Source organism: Halanaerobium sp. MA284_MarDTE_T2, from assembly GCF_003337245.1.
Taxonomy (GTDB): domain Bacteria; phylum Bacillota; class Halanaerobiia; order Halanaerobiales; family Halanaerobiaceae; genus QPJE01.
The window spans coordinates 1-18727 of sequence record NZ_QPJE01000024.1 but is presented as its reverse complement, the minus strand read 5'-3'; the positions used below and the strand labels follow the sequence as shown (position 1 = coordinate 18727).

Below are 18727 nucleotides of genomic sequence, written 5' to 3'. Positions count from 1 at the left end.
ACCTCTATTATCAATATTTTAATTTAATAACTCAATTAGTTATTATCAGATTCAACCTCTGTGCTTTCTGTAGAATCATTTGTAGTCTTATCTTCCGGCAAATTTTCATTTGGCAGCTGTTCATCATTCCCACTGCTCTGATTTTCTGCTGCTTTATTTTCCTGCTCCATCTGCTGATTTAAGTCCTGTATTATCTGCATTTCCTGCTTTGCTTCTTTTTCTGCACCTAAACTATTAAACTGCATAAACAGCTGATAGTGAGCCATAAAATCACTGCCTGCTAGTTCAGAAGCTTTTTTAAGCTGTGCAACTGCAGCATCATTTTTGCCCTGCTGTCTATAAAAGTTAGCCAGATTCATGTGCAGATCAAAGTTATCCGGATATTCTTCCAGTGCAGTATTGTAAGTTTTTTCTGCTTTATCTTTATTTCCGGCTCCACTATATGATGCAGCTAAATACTGATAAAATACAGGGCTCGGATTTTCTTCTATCAGAGAACTGAATTTTTCTACAGCTGCAGCATAATTACCGTTATTTAGTTCCTGATAGGCATTTAAAACTGGATCATGAATAATAATTTCCGATTCTGCTTTTAAATTTTTCAACCAGCTGCTAAATGCAGCATTTTGTTTTTCTCTTAAAATTTCTTTTTCTAGTTCGTCTTTAACATCTTCATATTTTGGTCTCTCATTTTCCTGTCCTGCTGGCTGATTTGATTCCTCTTTTGACTGCTGATCAGCAGTATCTAAATCTTCATTTTGTCCTTCATTATCTTCTGTATCCTTTTTGGGATATTTTTCATTATACCTTTCTTCAATTTCTTCTTTGGAAACAGACACACTGCTGTAACTTTTATCTATTGTCTGCTGAATCTTTTTAGTGGTCTGTAAATTAAGCCTAATATCATCTTTTAGCTGAGCTGGAGAATAATTCTGCTTCTCCAGTTTCTTTTCGAATTTTTTATTTAGTTCTTCTTTTGTTAATTCTTCTTCTGATTCTATATTTTGAGAAACAATTTGATTATATACTTCTTCTACCTCTTTATCATCAACTACTGGAGATATATTCAATTCTTCTGCCTGCTGCATAATTAATTCTCTTTCGATTAAAGAATTTAAAACATTATATTTAAACGAAATAATTTGGGCATTGCTCAAATTTTGCTTAGGTGCCTGCCTCTGGAGCATTCTCATAAATTCCTGCTGTGTTATTTCTGAACCATTAACCTCAGCTATAACACCAGGAGAACCTGTTGAACTAGAACCAGTATTATTGTTGCTTAAATATGCGCCATATCCCATAAATCCACCGGTTATTACAAAAGCAACTACAACAAAATAAACTATTATTCTACTATTTTTGCGTAAAGTATCAAACAAGCTCTACACTCCCCTCTCTAAATCAATTAGATAATTTAATTCTTTTTAATTTTAACTTATTACTAATTCTATGTCAAACTGCTGTATATTGAAGGCCAAATATTTGTTTTAAAACTTTTAAGTTTTAAAGAATTTCCATGACCGGGATAAACAACTGTATCATCTGGTAAGGTAAGCAACTTATTTTCAATTGAATTTTTTAATGCTTGTTGATTAGCTCCCGGAAGATCCGTACGACCAATTCCATTACTAAATATAGTATCTCCACTAAACAAAATCTTTTCTTCAGAACAGTAAAAAGACATACTTCCTGCTGTATGGCCGGGTGTATGCAGAACTTTAAATTTAAATTTATCAAATGTTAGTATGTCCCCATCTGCAATAAATTTATCAGCTGGTGGGCTTGTTATCTTCCTGGAACTGTAAAAATAGCCCGACATATTTTTGGCAGGATCTGTAAGAAGTTCATTATCTTTTTTATGAATTATTATTTCTGCCGCAGTTTTTTGTTTTAAAAACTCATTTGCACCTATATGGTCAAAATGACCGTGTGTATTAATAATAAATTTAAGATGCAAACTTTTTTTATTTAAAAAAGCAAGTACTTTTTTACCATCATCACCAGGATCAATAATATATGCATTATCATGAGAATCAGATATAATATAAGATTTTGTAAACATTGTTCCTAAAGCCATTGTTTTTATCTTCATTTTTAATTCACCTATTTAGAATGTTTTTTTACTATCAATAAGAAGTGTAACAGGTCCATCATTAATTAAAACCACATCCATCATTGCCTGAAATACACCAGTTTCAACTTTAAGATCTGTACTATTTTTAATCTCATAAACAAAATAGTTATAGAGAATTTCAGCAGCATCAGGTGGAGCAGCATCAAAAAAACTGGGCCTCCTACCCTTTCTGCAGTCCCCAAATAAAGTAAATTGAGAAACAATCAGTATATCTTTTTGTAAATCTACTGCAGATAGATTCAACTGTCCATCTTTATCATTGAAAATTCTTAAATTCACAATTTTATTAACCAAATAATCAGCATCAGACTGATCATCATCATTCCCCACACCTAAAAATATTAATAAACCGGGGCCAATTTCCCCGGTGATTTCTTTATCTGCTTCAACAGAAGCAGATTTAACTCTCTGTACTACTGCACGCAATTTTTTATCACTCCCATTACCTTGGTTTAGATCTATTAACATTAAGAACACCAGAAATTGATTCTATTTTTTTCATTATATCGTGCATATGCTCTATACTGCTTAATTCTAAAGATAAATTAACTACTGCACGATTGTCACTTTTACTTGTTCTTGCCATTACTGACAGAAGATTTAACTTTTCTTTTTTTATAAGTGTTGTTATATCATTTAACAGAGCATTTTTATTTACAGCATCAATTCTCAAGTCAACCTGATAGGATTCTGTTCGCCCTCTATCCCAGTTGACCTCAATAATTCGTTCAGGTTCACTTTTCTTTAACCTCTGCAAATTGCGGCAGTCTGTGCGGTGAACAGATACACCCCTTCCTCTGGTAATATAACCAGTAATATCATCACCAGGTACAGGATTACAGCATTTAGCCATTCTTACCAACATATTTTCCATGCCGCGAACAGAAACACCTTTATCAACAGATGATTTGCTTTTAACCTTAGGTGTAATCTTCTTGTCAATATCCTTTTCTGGTTCATACTCATCTAATTTTGTTATAATTTGTTTGGGACTTAAATTACTATAACCAATTTCTTCAAATAGATCATCTACTTCTTTACGTCCCATATCTTTGGCAATACGTTTTAATTCTTTTTCTTTTTTCTTTTCCTTTAAACTAATATTATGCTTTTTTAGTTCTTTTTCAAAAGAATCTCTTCCTTTTTGTATAACTTCATCTCTTCGCTGTTTTTTAAACCACTGCTTTATCTTGCTTCTGGCTTTTGAAGTCTGTACAAAATTAAGCCAGTCTCTACTCGGACCATTACTTTTTTTAGAGGTCAAAACTTCTACAATATCCCCATTGTTTAGTTTATACTCGAGTGGAACTATTTTACCATTAACTTTAGCTCCTACACATTTATGGCCAACCTCTGTGTGAATATGGTAGGCAAAATCTACCGGTGAACCACCTTTAGGTAGTGATACTACATCTCCCTTAGGAGTAAATACAAACACTTCATCCTCAAATAAATCAATCTTTAGTGTTTCCATAAATTCCTGTGGTTCCTGAAGATCTTTCTGCCATTCTAAAAGCCTCCTCAGCCAGGATAATTTTTCTTCAAATTTTTCATCGCCAACCTTACCTTCTTTGTAACGCCAATGTGCTGCAATACCATATTCGGCAGTTTTATGCATTTCATAGGTTCTTATTTGGACTTCAAGAGGATCACCATTAGGACCAATTACTGTTGTATGCAGTGACTGATACATGTTTGATTTAGGCATAGCAATATAATCTTTAAACCTACCTGGTATTGGTTTCCATATCTCATGAATAACCCCTAAAACTTCATAACATTCTCTAACGTTTTCAACAAGTACCCTTACAGCAGTTAAATCATATATTTCATCAAACTCAACTTCTTTACGCTGCATTTTATTATATATGCTGTATAGGTGTTTAGGTCTGCCGTAAATTTCTGCCTCTATATTCTGTTTTTTTAATGTGTCTTTTAAAGTGTCTATTGCCTGCTGTATATCATTTTCTCTCTGTTTTCGATTTGCCTGCACTTTCTGAGATAATTCATAATACATATCTGGCTGAATATATCTAAAAGCAAGATCTTCAAGTTCCCATTTTATTCTGGACATACCTAGTCTGTGTGCCAAAGGTGCATATATTTCTAATGTCTCCTGCGATTTTTCTATCCTTTTCTCTTTTTTTAAATAATTCAATGTTCTCATATTATGCAGTCTGTCGGCCAACTTTATCAAAACAACTCGAATATCTTCAGCCATAGCTACAAACATTTTTCTCAAACTTTCTGCCTGCTGATCTTCCTTTGTTTTAAATTCCATTCTTGTAAGTTTGGTAACCCCATCAACAAGATGTGCAACTTCATCTCCAAATTCATCAGCAATATCATCACTACTTATTTCAGTATCTTCAACAACATCATGAAGCATTGAAGAGACAATAGAAACAACATCAAGTTCAAGATCAGCCAAAATTATTGCTACTCCAAGAGGATGATCCACAAAAGGTTCTCCGGAAACCCTATACTGCCCCTCATGAGCTGCAGCTGCATAATTATAAGCTTTTTTTATAAAATCAATATCAGGATTATCCATATAATTTTTTATTCTCTTTAAAAGATCATCCAGTTCCATTCAAATTGCCCCTTTTTCAGCATAAATGATTTAATCAATCAGCAGTGATCTAATATCATAACCTTCTAACATTTTGCGTCCCTCTAAGTTTCCTAATTCTAAAAGAAATCCACAGCCGATAACTTGTCCTCCCAACTTCTCAATCAACTCAACCGCAGCTTTGGTTGTTCCACCAGTGGCAAGCAGGTCATCTATTAATAAAATCTTATCACCCTTATCAATTGCATCTTTATGTATTTCCAGTTTATTTTTCCCATATTCAAGCTCATAGGAAATACTCAAAGTATCATAAGGAAGTTTACCTGGTCTTCTTATTGGTATAAATCCTTTATCCATTTCTAAAGCCAGGGGTGTACCTACAATAAAACCTCTGGCTTCAATTCCAACTACATAATCAAATTCTTTATTATTAAACATATCAGCCATTTTTACAATAGCTTCTTTAAATGCATTTTTATCTTTCAACAGAGGTGTAATATCTTTAAACAAAATACCTTTTTCTGGAAAGTCTGGTATGTTTCTGATTTTTTCTTTAAGATTCATCATTTTCCTCCTCAAAATTCTTTATTAAATCAATTAAATCAAAAAGATTATCTTTATAGGCGGCAGAAACAAAATCATCAAATTTTTCCATTTGCCTTGATAATTTATTATAACGTATTGAATTTGATAAGTCCAATTTGTTTTTGCCAGGATCAGTAAAAAAAACAGTACTGTTATTAATTTTAATTAACCCAATTTGCTTCAAAATTTTAATATTATTTTCAAAAATATCTGCTGACTTTTTACTGATATTGTTTTTATTTATATAACTATTTTTTATGGAATTTAAATCCTCATTTTTATACTGCTCTTTTTTTAAAAAAATGTAAAATTCAGATATATTGTTTCTATCAGGACAATTTATACTAATTAGCCTTTTGTTTAAAGCTATATCCTTTTTTGAAAACATAAAAACAACTTCTAATTTTTCATCTTTAGAAGTGAAAGAGTGCAATATTTCAGAAAAATGTTCCAGAGAAAATGGTAAAGAAAAAAATATTAATTTATTAATAAAGTTTTTCCGACTTATTTTTCTATTATCAGCATCTGAAAAAAAATAAATATCCTTATATTTTTCGATAAGTTTATGTTTCAATTTCTGATTATTAATATATACAGAAATATTTTCATCCTGATAAAAATCAATAAAGTTTTCCAGCAGTAATAATTTATTATTATTTTTTCTATAATCAAAGATTTTCATTCTTTTTGAATTAAATACTGCTGCAGTAAGACTGCTGTAATTTGAAATTTTAACATCAATTATTTTAAGCTGAATATTTTCTCTGCCCTGCCACCTGTTTATTTCTAGCTGACATAAAGTATCTATTCTATTGTTTTGTATTTGTTCTGCCAAATAACCCATATTAAAAGCAATAGCTGAAATTTTACTGTTAATATTAAATTTTAAATGTTTTTTTTCTTTACCAATTTTAAAACAGTTACTAACTTTTATATTTTTAATTAAAAATTTTGGTGATGGATTTGCTACACCAAAAGGTCGTAATTTATCAAGCTTTTTAACAAATTTTTTAGTTATATCATTTATGTCCAGCATCATATCAGCTTTTATTTTAGGAACAAAATCCTGCTTGTTTAGTTCTTCTTTTGTTGCAGAGATAAAATCATTTTTAAAATTTTGGAAGCTGTCCATATTAATTGTAAGACCGGCAGCACCATAATGGCCACCAAAATTTATCAGATCATCTCTACAGCTGTTTAAGGTATTAAAAAGATTTAAAGCAGGTATGCTTCTGCCAGATCCTTTACCTACCCCATCTTTGTCCACGGCTATTAAAATAACCGGCAGATTATACTCTTCTACCAATTTTGATGCTACAATTCCAACAATTCCAGAATGCCACCTCCTGTCTGCCAGTATAATAGCTCTCTCTTCACAGATATCGGAAGATTTTTCAATCTTTTGCAGAGCCTGCTGATATATTTTTTTTTCTTTTTTCTGCCTCTTTTTGTTTATATTTATTAAATATTCAGCAATTTTATCGGCTTTCTTTTGATCTTCAGTAATAAGAAGTTCAAGAGCCTTTTCAGCACTATCAATTCTGCCGGCTGCATTAAGTGGGGGGGCTATAATATAACCAATCTGACCAGCTGAAATTTCATTAATATTTAACTTCAATTTTTCTATAAGCCGGTTCAAACCGGGTATGTAATTTAACTTTATATTTTTTAATCCATGTTTTACTAAAATCCTATTTTCATTAGTTAATTTAGCTATATCAGCAACTGTCCCCAGAGCTGCCAAAGGAATCAATCCAGTAAGTATTTCTTTCATACTGCAGCCTTCATTAATTTCCAGAGCCTGACATATTTTGTAGGCTACACCCACTCCAGAAAGATTTCTAGCAAAGTGATTATTCTGCTCCAGAAGATGGGGGTTTATTACCGTATAGGCTAATGTATTTTCTTTTTCTGGAGTGTGATGATCTGTTATTATAACATCAATTCCAAAACTATTTGCCAATTCAATTTCTTTTACAGCATTAATTCCACAATCAACTGTAATAAGCAGGTCTATATTCTGTTTGTATATTTTTTTAAAAGCTTCTTTATTTAAACCATATCCTTCTTTCTGTCGATCAGGTAGATAATATTTTACTTTTACACCAAATCTTTTTTTTAGATAAAGATAAAAAAGAGCTGTTGACGTTATTCCGTCAACATCATAATCACCATATATCATTATATTTTCTTCATTTTCAACAGCCTTTTTTATTCTAATTATTGTTTTTTCCATATCTTTAAAGTCAAATGGATCAGATAAATAATCCAGATCTGATTCCAGAAATATCTGTTTTTCTTCTGCTGTTTTCAATCCTCTAATTTCCAGGATATCATTAAGAATATTATCTGAATTATTTGTGGTCCAGTCAGTCAATTCCCAGAATTTATTCATACATAATCACCAATCAATTTATATTATCATCATCTTCATTATTTTTGGATAAGCTGTTTTTCTCTACTATATTACTGGTTTTCTGATCTTCAAGATAAGAAAACTGTGCTTTTAATTCACTATATTTTTTCTGAAGCTGTCTAATTTCTCGTTTTAATTTAATTTGTTTTAAAGAACTAAAAAGTCCCATAATTAATGCACCAACAGCCATAGAACCAAGCACTACTACTACAAGTGACGTCTGAAAAGAATAGTTAAAAAAAGATAAAGTAACCGACACAGCATTCTGCATGGCAAAAATAGCTATTAAAAGCGCAAAAACTAATGCAATTATTAAATTTCTCTGCACGCCTCCACCTCCTTAATATTTTCCGGATTTAAAAATAGAAATAACAAGCCAAAAGCCAAGCACCCCGGCCATTATATAACCTATAAATCCAAACAGTGGAATATTAAAAATTTTAGGATCCATATTAGTCTGTATAAGCATAGTTGATCCTATAATTAATGCTGAAATTATTAAACTTACCGATAAGCGATTTGTCACTACATCCAGCTTATAGATGAAATTTTCTAAATTGCTGTGCTTAAAATTAATAGTGAAATCATCCTGCACAAGTTTTTCCAGCAGCTCTTTTAACTGTGTTTTTGTTTCATAATTTTTCTTTCCAAACTTCCACAAACCTGAGTTAATTCGTTTTTTGATATTTTTAGGATTAAAACGATCTTTCAATATTTCTTCAATAAACTCTCTTCCTACATCCACCACATTAAAATCAGGATCAAGGTTTAAACCAACACCCTCGCTGACACCAATTGCCCGAAATAGAAGAAAAAATTCCTGAGGCATTCTAATTTTATGTTCAAATATAAAATGCTGTACATCTTCAAAAACAACTTGAAATTCTATATCAGTTAAATCACTTCCATAATATCTGTCCAGCAATTTTGTCATGTCCAATTTAAAGCGCCGCCTGTTTAAATCATCAGGTGCCTCACCTAAAATCAATATTATGTCTGTTAAAACATTGATTTTTTTATTTATCAGAGCATAAAATAGCAGGGCGAGCATATCCTTATCTTCTTCAGTAATCCGCCCTACCATTCCAAAATCTACATATGCCAGCACCTTATCATCCACTACAAAAATATTACCGGGATGAGGATCGGCATGAAAAAAACCATTAATAAGTACCTGCCGCATAAGGGCTTTTGCTCCTAAAACAGCCAAAAATTTATTGTTGGGATGATCCGAATCAATATTACCAAGTTTTTCTCCAATAATTTCTTCCATAACCAAAACATTTGCAGTTGATAATTCCGAATAAACCTCTGGAGCTTTTATATTTGGATTATCTTTAAAATCACTGGTAAACCTAAATATATTGGCCATTTCACTTTTGAAATTTAATTCATCCCGTATTGCCCTTTTGAATTCCGAAATAATTTCAACCGGTCTTATAAATCCGGTAAAAAGATCTCGTTCCTGAGCTATTTCAGCCAAATTTTCCATTATTTCTATATCAATATGTATGTTCTTTTCAATATTAGGTCTTTTAACTTTCATAATTGCCCTGCTGCCATCTTTTAATATTAGCCGGTGTGTTTGTGCAATTGAAGCTGCTGCTGTAGGTTCTTCATCTATTTCTGTAATATTACTATCATATTTATCACCAAGCTCTTTTTTTAAAAATTCTTCTATCAGTTCAAAAGGTTCTGCTGGAACTCTGTCCTGCAGTTTCTGCAATTCTTTGATAAAAATTGGAGGCAGTATATCAGCACGGGTACTTAAAAGCTGTCCCAATTTTATATAGGCAGGGCCAAGCTCCTGCAGCACTTCCCTAGTTCTAACTGCAAGCATTTTCCCACTTGGTCTTTCTTCTTTAGAAATTCTTTTGCGAAAGGGCAGATATTTTTCTAAATCTAATTGTGATATTATAAACCCCAGTCCATTTTTCAATAGTATCTGTGCAATTTCACTATATCTCTGAAAATGTCTGTAGTGTCTTGGAATATTAAAATTCATAAAAAGATCACAGCCTTTTTAAAAGTTAGAAACCCCCTCATGCAGGAAATATCATAAAGGGGGTAAAGTACTATTTTTATCTTTTCTGCACCTTTTTCTGCCAGGTAACAAGCAGAGGACTTGCTACAAAAATAGAAGAATATGTTCCAGCAAACATTCCAACAAATAAAGCAAGCATAAATGTTCTAATAGATGTCCCTCCAAAAAAATAAATAGCAAGTATTGTAATCAGTGTTGTTAAAGAAGTATTAATAGATCTTGGTAGGGTATCTACAACAGCTTTATTAGCAAGTTCTATAAATGGTGTTCTGTGCATTAATTTCATGTTTTCTCGTATTCTATCGAAAATGACTATTGTATCATTAATAGAATAACCAATAATTGTCAAAAGTGCCGCAACAAAAGGTGTATTTACCTCTTTACCGATAATAGCAAAAATACCCAGAGTTATTAAAATATCATGCATTAATGTTATGATAGAAACTGCAGCAAATCTAAATTCAAATCGGTAACTTATATAAGCGACAATTCCAATTGAAGCAACAAGCATTGCCAAAAGCGCATTTATTCTGAGTTCTTTTCCGATTAAAGGCCCCACCATTTCTGTTCTCAACATTTCTGTTGACGGAATTTCACTGTGAAGCGCTTCTTCAACTTTTATAATTTCTTCAGAACTTAATTCTTGAGCTCTTATCAGGACTCCATGTATATCTCTTTCAGTTGTCTGCTGAATTTTACTTCCAGCAGCTATATCTATTTCTTCCAGTATTGTTCGAATCTGATCAGTAGTAACAGCATGATCAAATTTGAATTCAAGCAGTGTACCACCCTGAAAATCAATTCCTAAATTTAATCCATTGATCAAAAGAAAGATTAACCCAACAGCAATAACTACAGTTGAAATACTATACCAGATTTTTCTCTTACCTAGAATATCCAATAATATTACCCCCTTCTGACTCCAAAAGCCTTGTTTTCCTGCATTAATTTACTACCTGTAAAAAAATCAATAATATTTCTTGAAATAAAGAAAGCAGTAAACATGCTTACTAAAACACCTATACCTAATGTTACAGCAAAACCTCTTACTGTTCCACTAGTAAAGTAGGCCAGAATCAGGGCAGTCATTATTGTAGTTATATTCGCATCAATTATAGTTGTATAAGCTCGTTTAAATCCTGCATCGATTGAAGCTCTAAGTGTTTTTCCACTTTTAAGTTCATCCTTAATTCTTTCAAATATAATTATATTTGCATCTACAGCCATACCAATGGATAATATAAGTCCGGCAATTCCCGGCAAAGTAAGCGTTGCTTGAAGTCCTGCCATAGTACCCATAAGTAAAAGTCCATAAATTACCAGAATAACTGCTGCTAAAATTCCCGGAAATCTGTAATAAAAAATCATATATATTCCCACCAACATCAATCCAATAAGTCCAGCAGTAATACTTTTTTGTATTGAAATTTTACCCAGTGTAGGACCAACTGTCCTTGTTTCTATAATTTCAACAGGAACAGGTAGTGCACCTTCACGAATTAAAATAGCATCTTTTTCGGCTGCTTCCACGCTTTCATATCCTGTTATCTGTCCTTTTTCCCGAATAACAGATTGTACAACAGGATTTGTAAGCTGTTCATCATCAAGATAAATTCCAATTTTTCTTCCCATATATTCACTTGTAATTTCAGCAAATTTTGCTGCTCCCTCTGAAGTTAAAGTAAATGATACAACTGGACGTCCATACTGATCATAATCTGCTCTGGCATCTTTAACCACTTCTCCAGTCATTAATATATCACCGGCAGTATTTCTGAATGTAAGCATCGCAGTTCTACCAATAGTATTAATTGCCTCATTTGGATTATCAATAGCTGGCAGTTCAACTATTATTCTGTCCGATCCTTCACGCTGAATAACCGGCTCTGTCAGACCAAGCTGATTTATCCTTCTTTCTATTACACTCTGTATACCTGCCATTACAGTATTATCAATGGGCCTCTCTTCAGTTGGTTTGGCCTGTAAAACAATATGTGCCCCACCTCTTAAATCAAGCCCCAAATTAATTCCATAAAAGGAATAAAGAAAATATGCAAATGCTATTATGGCAACTATTATAATTAGCTTTATTGTTCTTTTCTGCTTATATCTCATTAAAAAAGTTTCCTCCTAACAGTAAATTATTAATAATGGCCGATTTAAGAAGATAACTGATAATCATAATGATCAATTAATCTCATAGAATTAAGAGGCCAGTAAACCCAGAAAGCCTTTCCTGATATGGAATCATAATCAACAAACCCAACAATACCTGGAAATCTGCTGTCAGCACTGTGATTACGATTATCACCCAGAACAAACACACTTTCAGATGGAATTTGATAGGGCCCAAAATCTCCTATCATTTTTTCGGGCAAATATGTTTCTTCAATGGCTTCACCATTAACATAAGTAACACCGTCTCTAATATAGACGGTATCACCTGGAAGTCCAATTACCCTTTTAATATATTTTTTATCCGGAGCCCCCTGAGGAGTAAAAACTATTATATCTCCTCTTTCGGGTGGATGAAATCTATAAATAAATTTATTAACAAATAATCTTTCTCCATCATGAAGTGTATTGGCCATAGAACTTCCATCAACTACAAATGACTGGGCAACAAATGTAATTATTAAAAAAGCCAATATTCCTGCAATAACAAGAGACTGCAAAAATTCTTTGATTGCATTACTCACAACTTTTCCCCCAGTATAAATTTTCTTTTTTTATTCTTCTTCGGTAGTAACTTCAGTATTATCAACAACTCGAGCAATGGCATTTTTAACAAGATCAATATCAACATTTGAAGAAACTCTGATTTTTATATTATTATCTTTTATCTTTATTACTTTACCCTTAATTCCTCCAATTGTAACCACACTGTCACCAGATTTTAAATTATCCAGCATCTGCTGATGTTCTTTTTTCTGTTTTCTCTGTGGTCTGATTAAGAAAAACCAAAATATTCCAAAGATTAGCACCCATGGTAATATTGCATATACATAGTCCATTTTTATCCTCCTAATTAATTTTTTTCTCACATTATTAATTTTTTCTCTCATTACTAATTCAACAATTAAAATAATATTCCTGCTAAATTTTTAATTTAATTTTTACAATATATATTTATTTATTAATATTATATTGTTTATAAAAATCATCTCTAAACTGAATAAAATTATCTCTGTCAACAGCTTCTCTTATTTTTTTGGCGAGGTTCAACATAAAATACAGATTATGATATGTAGTTAACCTCACTCCGAGTATTTCATTTCTTTTTAAAAGATGTCTTATATATGCACGGCTGTAATTTTGGCAGACATAACAGCTGCATTCACTGTCAGGTGGAGAAAAATCTTTTTTGTACGCTGCATTACGTACCGTTAATCTCCCTTCAGAAGTGAAAATCTGCCCATGTCTTGCAATTCGAGTCGGCATAACACAGTCAAACATATCTATTCCATAATAAACTCCTTCAATAAAATCTTCCGGTGTTCCTACTCCCATTAAATACCGTGGTTTATTATCAGGCATTAATAGGGTTGTGTATGACAGTACATCATACATAATATCTTTTGGTTCTCCAACACTTAATCCCCCTAAAGAATAGCCGGGAAAGTCAAGTTCAAGCATTTTTTCAACACTTTTTTGTCTTAAATCTTTGTAAACTCCACCCTGTATAATACCAAAAAGTATCTGACTGCTGTTCTGCATCTCTTTCTTACACCTTTCAGCCCATCTTACTGTTCTATCCAGTGACTGATCAACATATTTTTTTTCTGCTGGATAAGGTGGACACTCATCAAAGGCCATAACTATATCTGAACCAAGATTTTTCTGAATCTGCATTGACTTTTCTGGTGAAATAAAATGTTTTGATCCATCTAAATGAGATCTGAAATAAACTCCTTCCTCTTTTATTTCCCTGAGATCTGACAGACTAAATACCTGAAATCCACCACTATCAGTCAGTATTGGTCGATCCCAGTTCATAAATTTATGCAGTCCTCCTGCTTTTTTAATAAGTTCATCTCCCGGACGCAAATAAAGATGATAGGTGTTTGCAAGTATAATTTGTGATTCAATTTCTTTTAATTCACGTGGAGACATGGCTTTTACTGTAGCCTGAGTACCAACAGGCATAAAAATAGGAGTTTCTATATCTCCATGACTGGTCGTTATTCTACCTCGCCTGGCAGCACTATTGGCTGATTTTTTTAGTAATTTAAAATTAAACAACAATTACTTCCCTCCCTGATTTTTTATAAACATCGCATCTCCCAGGCTAAAAAACCTGTATTTATTTTGCACTGCTCTTTGGTAAGCTTTTAAAATAAATTCTCTTCCTGCAAATGCGGATACAAGCATCAACAGAGTAGATTTTGGAAGATGAAAATTAGTTATCAAAGCATCTACAACTTTAAATTTATAGCCAGGATAAATAAAAATATCTGTCCAGCCTTTAAAAGCCTTCAGCTTACCACCTTCAGCAGCAGATTCCAGAGTCCTAGTCACAGTTGTCCCTACTGAAACAACTTTATTCCCTGATTTTTTAACTTTTCTTATTAAATCAACAGTCTCAGCAGAAATTTCTGCATATTCGGAATGCATTTTGTGATCTTCAATATTTTCTTTTCTGACCGGTCTGAAAGTACCCAGGCCTACATGTAGTGTTATAAAATCCAGATAAACTCCTTTATACCTAATTTTATCCAATAATTCATCTGTAAAATGAAGTCCGGCAGTAGGTGCTGCAGCTGATCCTTTTTTTTGGCTGTAAACTGTCTGATATCTTTCTGGATCTGAAAGTTTATTTTTTATATATGGAGGTAGAGGTATTTCTCCCAATTCTCTTATTATTTCTTCAAAATCACCTTTATCCCAGGAAAATTCTAAAATTCTTCCTCCAAATTCAGTGTATTCCATAACTTCAGCTTTTAAAATACCTCCAAAATCTATTTTTACTCCCTTTTTAGCTCTTCTGCCTGGTTTTACCAGAACCTTCCATCTTCCTTCAGAAAGTTCATTTAAAAGAAGTATCTCAATTTCAGTACCTGTTGGTATTTTTTCTCCATAAAGCCGAGCCGGAATTACCCGACTGTCATTCATTATCACTAAATCGCCTGGGTTCAAATATTCAGTAATATTTCTAAAAACATCTTCTTTAATTTCTTTTTTTTCTGCATCTAATACCATAAGTTTGGACATATCTCTTTCCGGAAGAGGTTTTTGTGCTATTAGTTCTTCCGGTAGTTCATAATCAAATTCATCAACCTTCATATCTCAACCTCCAAAACTATTTTCTAAATAGATCAAATGTAATTTTTTGTTCACCTTTTTTGATACCCAGATGCTCATATGCCTTTAAAGTTGCTACTCTACCACGGGGAGTCCTATCTATAAAACCAAGCTGCAGTAAATATGGTTCATAAACATCTTCAATTGTTTCTGTTTCTTCACTTATTGAAGCAGCCAGTGTATTCAGTCCAACCGGACCACCGCTGAATTTAACAATTATTGTTTTTAACAGCTTATGGTCAATTCGATCAAGACCAAGCTGATCAATTTCGAGAAGTTTTAGTGCCCCATTAACAGCATCAACATCAATCACTCCATCTGCTTTTACCTGTGCATAATCTCTTACTCTTTTAAGAAGTCTGTTCCCAATTCTTGGTGTACCTCTTGATCTTTTAGCTATTTCTAAAGCACCAGCTTCAACAATTTCCAGCTGGAGAATATCTGCTGATCTTAATATAATCTCCCTCAATTCCTGATGTGAATAAAATTCCAGTCTATTAATAACTCCAAACCTATCCCTAAGTGGGGAGCTGAGTAAACCGGCTTTTGTAGTTGCACCAACCAGTGTAAATGGAGCCAGATCCAGCCTGACCGATCTTGCACTGGGTCCTTTCCCAATAATAATATCAAGACAATAATCTTCCATTGCTGGATAAAGTATTTCTTCCACCATTTTATTAAGCCTGTGAATTTCGTCAATAAATAGCACATCATGTGGCTGTAAATTTGTTAAAATCGAAGCAAGATCACCTGGTCGTTCAATGGCTGGCCCGGATGTTCTGTGTATATTAACATTAAGCTCATTTGCAATAATATTGGCAAGAGTTGTTTTCCCCAGCCCAGGCGGCCCATAAAGCATAACATGATCCAGTGCTTCTTCTCTTTCTCTGGCTGCTTTTATAAATATTTTTAATTTTTCTTTACATTTCTTTTGACCTACATATTCTGTAAGAGTTTCCGGCCTCAATCCTCTATCAAGACCGTGATCATCACTTTTCTTTTTGGGAGAAACTATTCTTCTTTCACTATTATCCATAGTTATCTCTCCTTACCCAAATAACTCAAAACCCGTCTTATTTTCTCTGAAACTGATGTGTCCTTATTAAAATTCATCTCCTGAAGTGCTTTTGCTATTTCCTTTTCATTATAACCTAAAGATAAAAGTGCATCTATAATATCATCTCGATCTTCAGCAGAATGTTCCGAGTATTTCTGAACAGTATTTAAACCGGCTGCAAATTCTTCTAATTTACTCTGCAGCTCCAAAATTAATCTTTGAGCTGTTTTAGGGCCAATTCCAGAAATTTCTTTTAAAATAGCCTGATTTTCCTGAAGAATAGCAGATATAAATCTATCTGTCGGCATAGAATTTATTATATTCAATGCTGCTCTAGGACCAATTCCATTTACATTAATTAAAATTTCAAAAAGTTCTTTATCACTTTTTTTAGGAAAACCAAATAATTTAAGAGCATCTTCTCTTACATATGTATATATAAAAATTTCAATTTTTTCTCCCAGAGAAGGCAGTTTTGTAAATCCTGCCAGTTCTATTTCAAATCCTATCCCATTTATTTTCAAAATAACTGTTTCCATTTCAAGATGAATAATTTCTCCTCTTAAATACCCAATCATAAGCTTTCACTCCACCTTGATTTTGCACTATAAACATGACCGTGGCAGACTGCAATTGCGAGTGCATCAGCAGCATCATCCGGACGAGGTATTTCCGAAAGATTTAAAAGATTTTTTACCATTTGCTGAACCTGATTTTTATCAGCTCTACCATAACCAACAACAGCCTGTTTAATCTGCAGAGGGGTATATTCTGCAACAGGTATATTGGATTCTGCTCCAGCAAGAAGTATTACTCCCCTTGCCTGCCCAACAATTATTGCAGTTTTAACATTTTTATTAAAAAAAAGTTCTTCAACTGCCATTTGATCTGGTTTATATTCATCAATTAACTCTGTCAAATTTCTATATATAATCTTTAATCTTTCAACATCCGTTTTATCAGATGAAGTTTTAATAACACCATATTCTAATACATCAAATCTATTTCCCTCTTTTGCTACAATAGAAAATCCTATTGTAGCAAGTCCAGGATCAACACCTAAAATTAACAAAAAATCACCTGCCATTCTCGGATACAAACTAATGTTTGAATTTATTATAGCACAAATATTAAGAGGGTACAATGGAGTTTATATCTTCAAAAAAATAAAGACACTGATATCAGTGCCTTCTGAAAAGTTTTCACTTAATCTTCTTCGGCTTCAATTTCTGCCATTATATCATCTGGGATATCAAAGTTTGAATATACTTCCTGAATATCATCATGATCCTCTAACTGATCCATCAACCTCAGCATCTTCTTTGCTTCAGCTTTGTCAAGCTCAACTTCATTATCAGGTATCATAACCAGGTCAGCAGATTCAAACTCATATCCTGCTTCTTCCAGAGCTTTTCTTGCAGATTCATAATTGGAAGGAGCAGTATATATTATTGCCCTTTCTTCTCCATATTCTAAATCTTCAGCTCCTGCTTCAAGGGCTTCTAATAATAAATCATCTTCTTCAACATCGTAGCTTTTTAAATCAATAACAAGCTCACCTTTTCGCTGAAACATCCAGGCTACACAACCGTTTGATCCTAAATTACCACCATTTTTATCTAGAATATGTCGCACTTCCGAAGCAGTTCTGTTCCTATTATCTGTCATTATATCAAGATACAGAGCTACTCCACCAGGTCCATAACCTTCGTAGACAAAAGATTCGTAGTTCATTCCTTCTAGGTTTCCAGTACCCCTCTTGATAGCACGTTCGATATTTTCGTTGGGCATATTATTATCTTTAGCCTTCTGAATGGCCATACGAAGATCAGAATTCATTTCTGGATCTCCGCCACCTTCTCTAGCTGCTACTGCAATTTTTTTGCTTAATTTGGAAAAAAGTTTTCCCCTTCTTTTATCTTCTTTTTTCTTTTTATGTTTAATATTGGCCCATTTAGAGTGTCCAGCCATAATATACCTCCTTAGTTAATTGTACAATTAATTCTAACATATTTAGTCGTTTTTTTCAATTTTCGCATAATCAAGAATATCTATTAAATCCTGCAGAAAATCATATATCAATTCAAGTTCTCTTTCATTTCTATTAACAAGAAGCTCATTAATATCTTTAATTTTAATGCTTTCAGTTACAGTCAAATTTTCATTTTCTCTAACCAGAAATTCTATTCCAATATTAAGTGCATCTGCTATCTTCTGAAGAGCTTTAAATGAAGGTATTTTTTCCCCTCTCTCAACCTGACCAATATATGTGTAATGAAGGTCAGCTTTTTCGCCGAGTTTCTCCTGAGTCAGGTTAAGATTATAACGCATCTTCTTTATTCGCTCTCCTAGTTTTTTCTCTGACATAATTTTCACCTCTAAATGTTATCATAAGGTGAAAAAATGCAGTTTTAAAGAGACTATATGTATTTATATAAATACTATAAATATTATTATATTATTTAAGTATTGAAAAATCAATTTTTAATTTTTTTTAAATATATATAAGTATTTAAATTTAACAATAGAGTAGGACCAGCCTTTCAGCTGGGACCCCTCGTCAAACTGCACGTACGGTTCTCCCGTATACAGCTTTCCGTCAGTCGTTGCCCCGTCTC

The 18727-nt window shown here is 32.9% G+C and carries 19 protein-coding genes; all 19 read right to left on the bottom strand.

The window, feature by feature from the left end:
• Positions 1-35 precede the first annotated feature (35 nt).
• Positions 36-1379, bottom strand: a complete 1344-nt coding sequence (locus DFR78_RS09565; RefSeq protein WP_114458619.1) for a SurA N-terminal domain-containing protein — start codon at positions 1377-1379, stop codon at positions 36-38.
• Positions 1380-1447: 68 nt separating this feature from the next.
• A complete protein-coding gene (locus DFR78_RS09560) occupies positions 1448-2092 on the bottom strand; it encodes an MBL fold metallo-hydrolase (RefSeq protein ID WP_114458618.1) in 645 nt (214 codons plus the stop codon).
• 15 nt (positions 2093-2107) lie between these two features.
• Positions 2108-2560, bottom strand: coding sequence for a D-aminoacyl-tRNA deacylase (gene dtd / locus DFR78_RS09555; RefSeq protein ID WP_114458630.1), 453 nt, complete (start codon positions 2558-2560; stop codon positions 2108-2110).
• A gap of 16 nt (positions 2561-2576) precedes the next feature.
• Positions 2577-4727: a bifunctional (p)ppGpp synthetase/guanosine-3',5'-bis(diphosphate) 3'-pyrophosphohydrolase gene (locus DFR78_RS09550; RefSeq protein ID WP_114458617.1), complete on the bottom strand. Its 2151-nt coding sequence runs from the start codon at positions 4725-4727 to the stop codon at positions 2577-2579.
• Positions 4728-4757: 30 nt separating this feature from the next.
• Positions 4758-5270 (bottom strand): adenine phosphoribosyltransferase, encoded by a 513-nt coding sequence (locus tag DFR78_RS09545; protein WP_114458616.1) that lies wholly within the window; start codon positions 5268-5270, stop codon positions 4758-4760.
• The gene (gene recJ / locus DFR78_RS09540; protein ID WP_114458615.1) at positions 5260-7686 is read right to left on the bottom strand and encodes a single-stranded-DNA-specific exonuclease RecJ; all 2427 of its coding nucleotides are present in this window, start codon (positions 7684-7686) and stop codon (positions 5260-5262) included. The genes DFR78_RS09545 and recJ overlap by 11 nt, the downstream gene beginning before the upstream one ends.
• Before the next feature lie 13 nt (positions 7687-7699).
• On the bottom strand, positions 7700-8035 hold the full coding sequence (locus tag DFR78_RS09535) for a lipopolysaccharide assembly LapA domain-containing protein (RefSeq protein ID WP_114458614.1): 336 nt from the start codon (positions 8033-8035) through the stop codon (positions 7700-7702).
• A gap of 12 nt (positions 8036-8047) precedes the next feature.
• Complete coding sequence (locus DFR78_RS09530; protein WP_114458613.1) at positions 8048-9712, bottom strand: AarF/ABC1/UbiB kinase family protein; 1665 nt, start codon at positions 9710-9712, stop codon at positions 8048-8050.
• A gap of 76 nt (positions 9713-9788) precedes the next feature.
• Positions 9789-10652, bottom strand: coding sequence for a protein translocase subunit SecF (gene secF, locus DFR78_RS09525; RefSeq protein WP_114458612.1), 864 nt, complete (start codon positions 10650-10652; stop codon positions 9789-9791).
• A 5-nt stretch (positions 10653-10657) separates the two neighbouring features.
• Complete coding sequence (gene secD, locus DFR78_RS09520) at positions 10658-11866, bottom strand: protein translocase subunit SecD (RefSeq protein ID WP_114458611.1); 1209 nt, start codon at positions 11864-11866, stop codon at positions 10658-10660.
• 44 nt (positions 11867-11910) lie between these two features.
• On the bottom strand, positions 11911-12450 hold the full coding sequence (lepB, locus tag DFR78_RS09515; RefSeq protein WP_114458610.1) for a signal peptidase I: 540 nt from the start codon (positions 12448-12450) through the stop codon (positions 11911-11913).
• 30 nt (positions 12451-12480) lie between these two features.
• Positions 12481-12765, bottom strand: coding sequence for a preprotein translocase subunit YajC (yajC, locus tag DFR78_RS09510; RefSeq protein WP_114458609.1), 285 nt, complete (start codon positions 12763-12765; stop codon positions 12481-12483).
• 115 nt (positions 12766-12880) lie between these two features.
• Complete coding sequence (gene tgt, locus DFR78_RS09505) at positions 12881-13996, bottom strand: tRNA guanosine(34) transglycosylase Tgt (RefSeq protein ID WP_233487037.1); 1116 nt, start codon at positions 13994-13996, stop codon at positions 12881-12883.
• Positions 13997-15034 carry a tRNA preQ1(34) S-adenosylmethionine ribosyltransferase-isomerase QueA gene (queA, locus tag DFR78_RS09500; RefSeq protein ID WP_114458608.1) on the bottom strand — a complete coding sequence of 346 codons (1038 nt, stop codon included), beginning with the start codon at positions 15032-15034 and terminating at the stop codon, positions 13997-13999.
• A 16-nt stretch (positions 15035-15050) separates the two neighbouring features.
• Positions 15051-16088: a Holliday junction branch migration DNA helicase RuvB gene (ruvB, locus tag DFR78_RS09495; protein WP_114458607.1), complete on the bottom strand. Its 1038-nt coding sequence runs from the start codon at positions 16086-16088 to the stop codon at positions 15051-15053.
• Positions 16089-16090: 2 nt separating this feature from the next.
• On the bottom strand, positions 16091-16687 hold the full coding sequence (gene ruvA / locus DFR78_RS09490; protein ID WP_114458606.1) for a Holliday junction branch migration protein RuvA: 597 nt from the start codon (positions 16685-16687) through the stop codon (positions 16091-16093).
• Entirely contained in the window at positions 16684-17181 is a 498-nt protein-coding gene (gene ruvC / locus DFR78_RS09485; RefSeq protein WP_114458605.1) for a crossover junction endodeoxyribonuclease RuvC, read from the bottom strand. Before ruvC ends, ruvA begins: the two co-directional genes overlap by 4 nt.
• Positions 17182-17315: 134 nt before the next feature.
• Entirely contained in the window at positions 17316-18080 is a 765-nt protein-coding gene (locus DFR78_RS09480; RefSeq protein WP_114458604.1) for a YebC/PmpR family DNA-binding transcriptional regulator, read from the bottom strand.
• A gap of 42 nt (positions 18081-18122) precedes the next feature.
• Entirely contained in the window at positions 18123-18476 is a 354-nt protein-coding gene (locus DFR78_RS09475) for a helix-turn-helix domain-containing protein (RefSeq protein ID WP_114458603.1), read from the bottom strand.
• Positions 18477-18727: the final 251 nt, after the last annotated feature.

Excerpts from the sequence above, each read along its gene's own strand:
- DFR78_RS09560 (WP_114458618.1), bottom strand. The coding sequence starts at position 2,092 with ATGAAGATAAAAACAATGGCTTTAGGAACAATGTTTACAAAATCTTAT.
- DFR78_RS09550 (WP_114458617.1), bottom strand. The coding sequence starts at position 4,727 with ATGGAACTGGATGATCTTTTAAAGAGAATAAAAAATTATATGGATAAT.
- DFR78_RS09545 (WP_114458616.1), bottom strand. The coding sequence starts at position 5,270 with ATGAATCTTAAAGAAAAAATCAGAAACATACCAGACTTTCCAGAAAAA.
- recJ (WP_114458615.1), bottom strand. The coding sequence starts at position 7,686 with ATGAATAAATTCTGGGAATTGACTGACTGGACCACAAATAATTCAGAT.
- DFR78_RS09530 (WP_114458613.1), bottom strand. The coding sequence starts at position 9,712 with ATGAATTTTAATATTCCAAGACACTACAGACATTTTCAGAGATATAGT.
- secD (WP_114458611.1), bottom strand. The coding sequence starts at position 11,866 with ATGAGATATAAGCAGAAAAGAACAATAAAGCTAATTATAATAGTTGCC.
- yajC (WP_114458609.1), bottom strand. The coding sequence starts at position 12,765 with ATGGACTATGTATATGCAATATTACCATGGGTGCTAATCTTTGGAATA.
- queA (WP_114458608.1), bottom strand. The coding sequence starts at position 15,034 with ATGAAGGTTGATGAATTTGATTATGAACTACCGGAAGAACTAATAGCA.
- ruvB (WP_114458607.1), bottom strand. The coding sequence starts at position 16,088 with ATGGATAATAGTGAAAGAAGAATAGTTTCTCCCAAAAAGAAAAGTGAT.
- ruvA (WP_114458606.1), bottom strand. The coding sequence starts at position 16,687 with ATGATTGGGTATTTAAGAGGAGAAATTATTCATCTTGAAATGGAAACA.
- DFR78_RS09480 (WP_114458604.1), bottom strand. The coding sequence starts at position 18,080 with ATGGCTGGACACTCTAAATGGGCCAATATTAAACATAAAAAGAAAAAA.
- DFR78_RS09475 (WP_114458603.1), bottom strand. The coding sequence starts at position 18,476 with ATGTCAGAGAAAAAACTAGGAGAGCGAATAAAGAAGATGCGTTATAAT.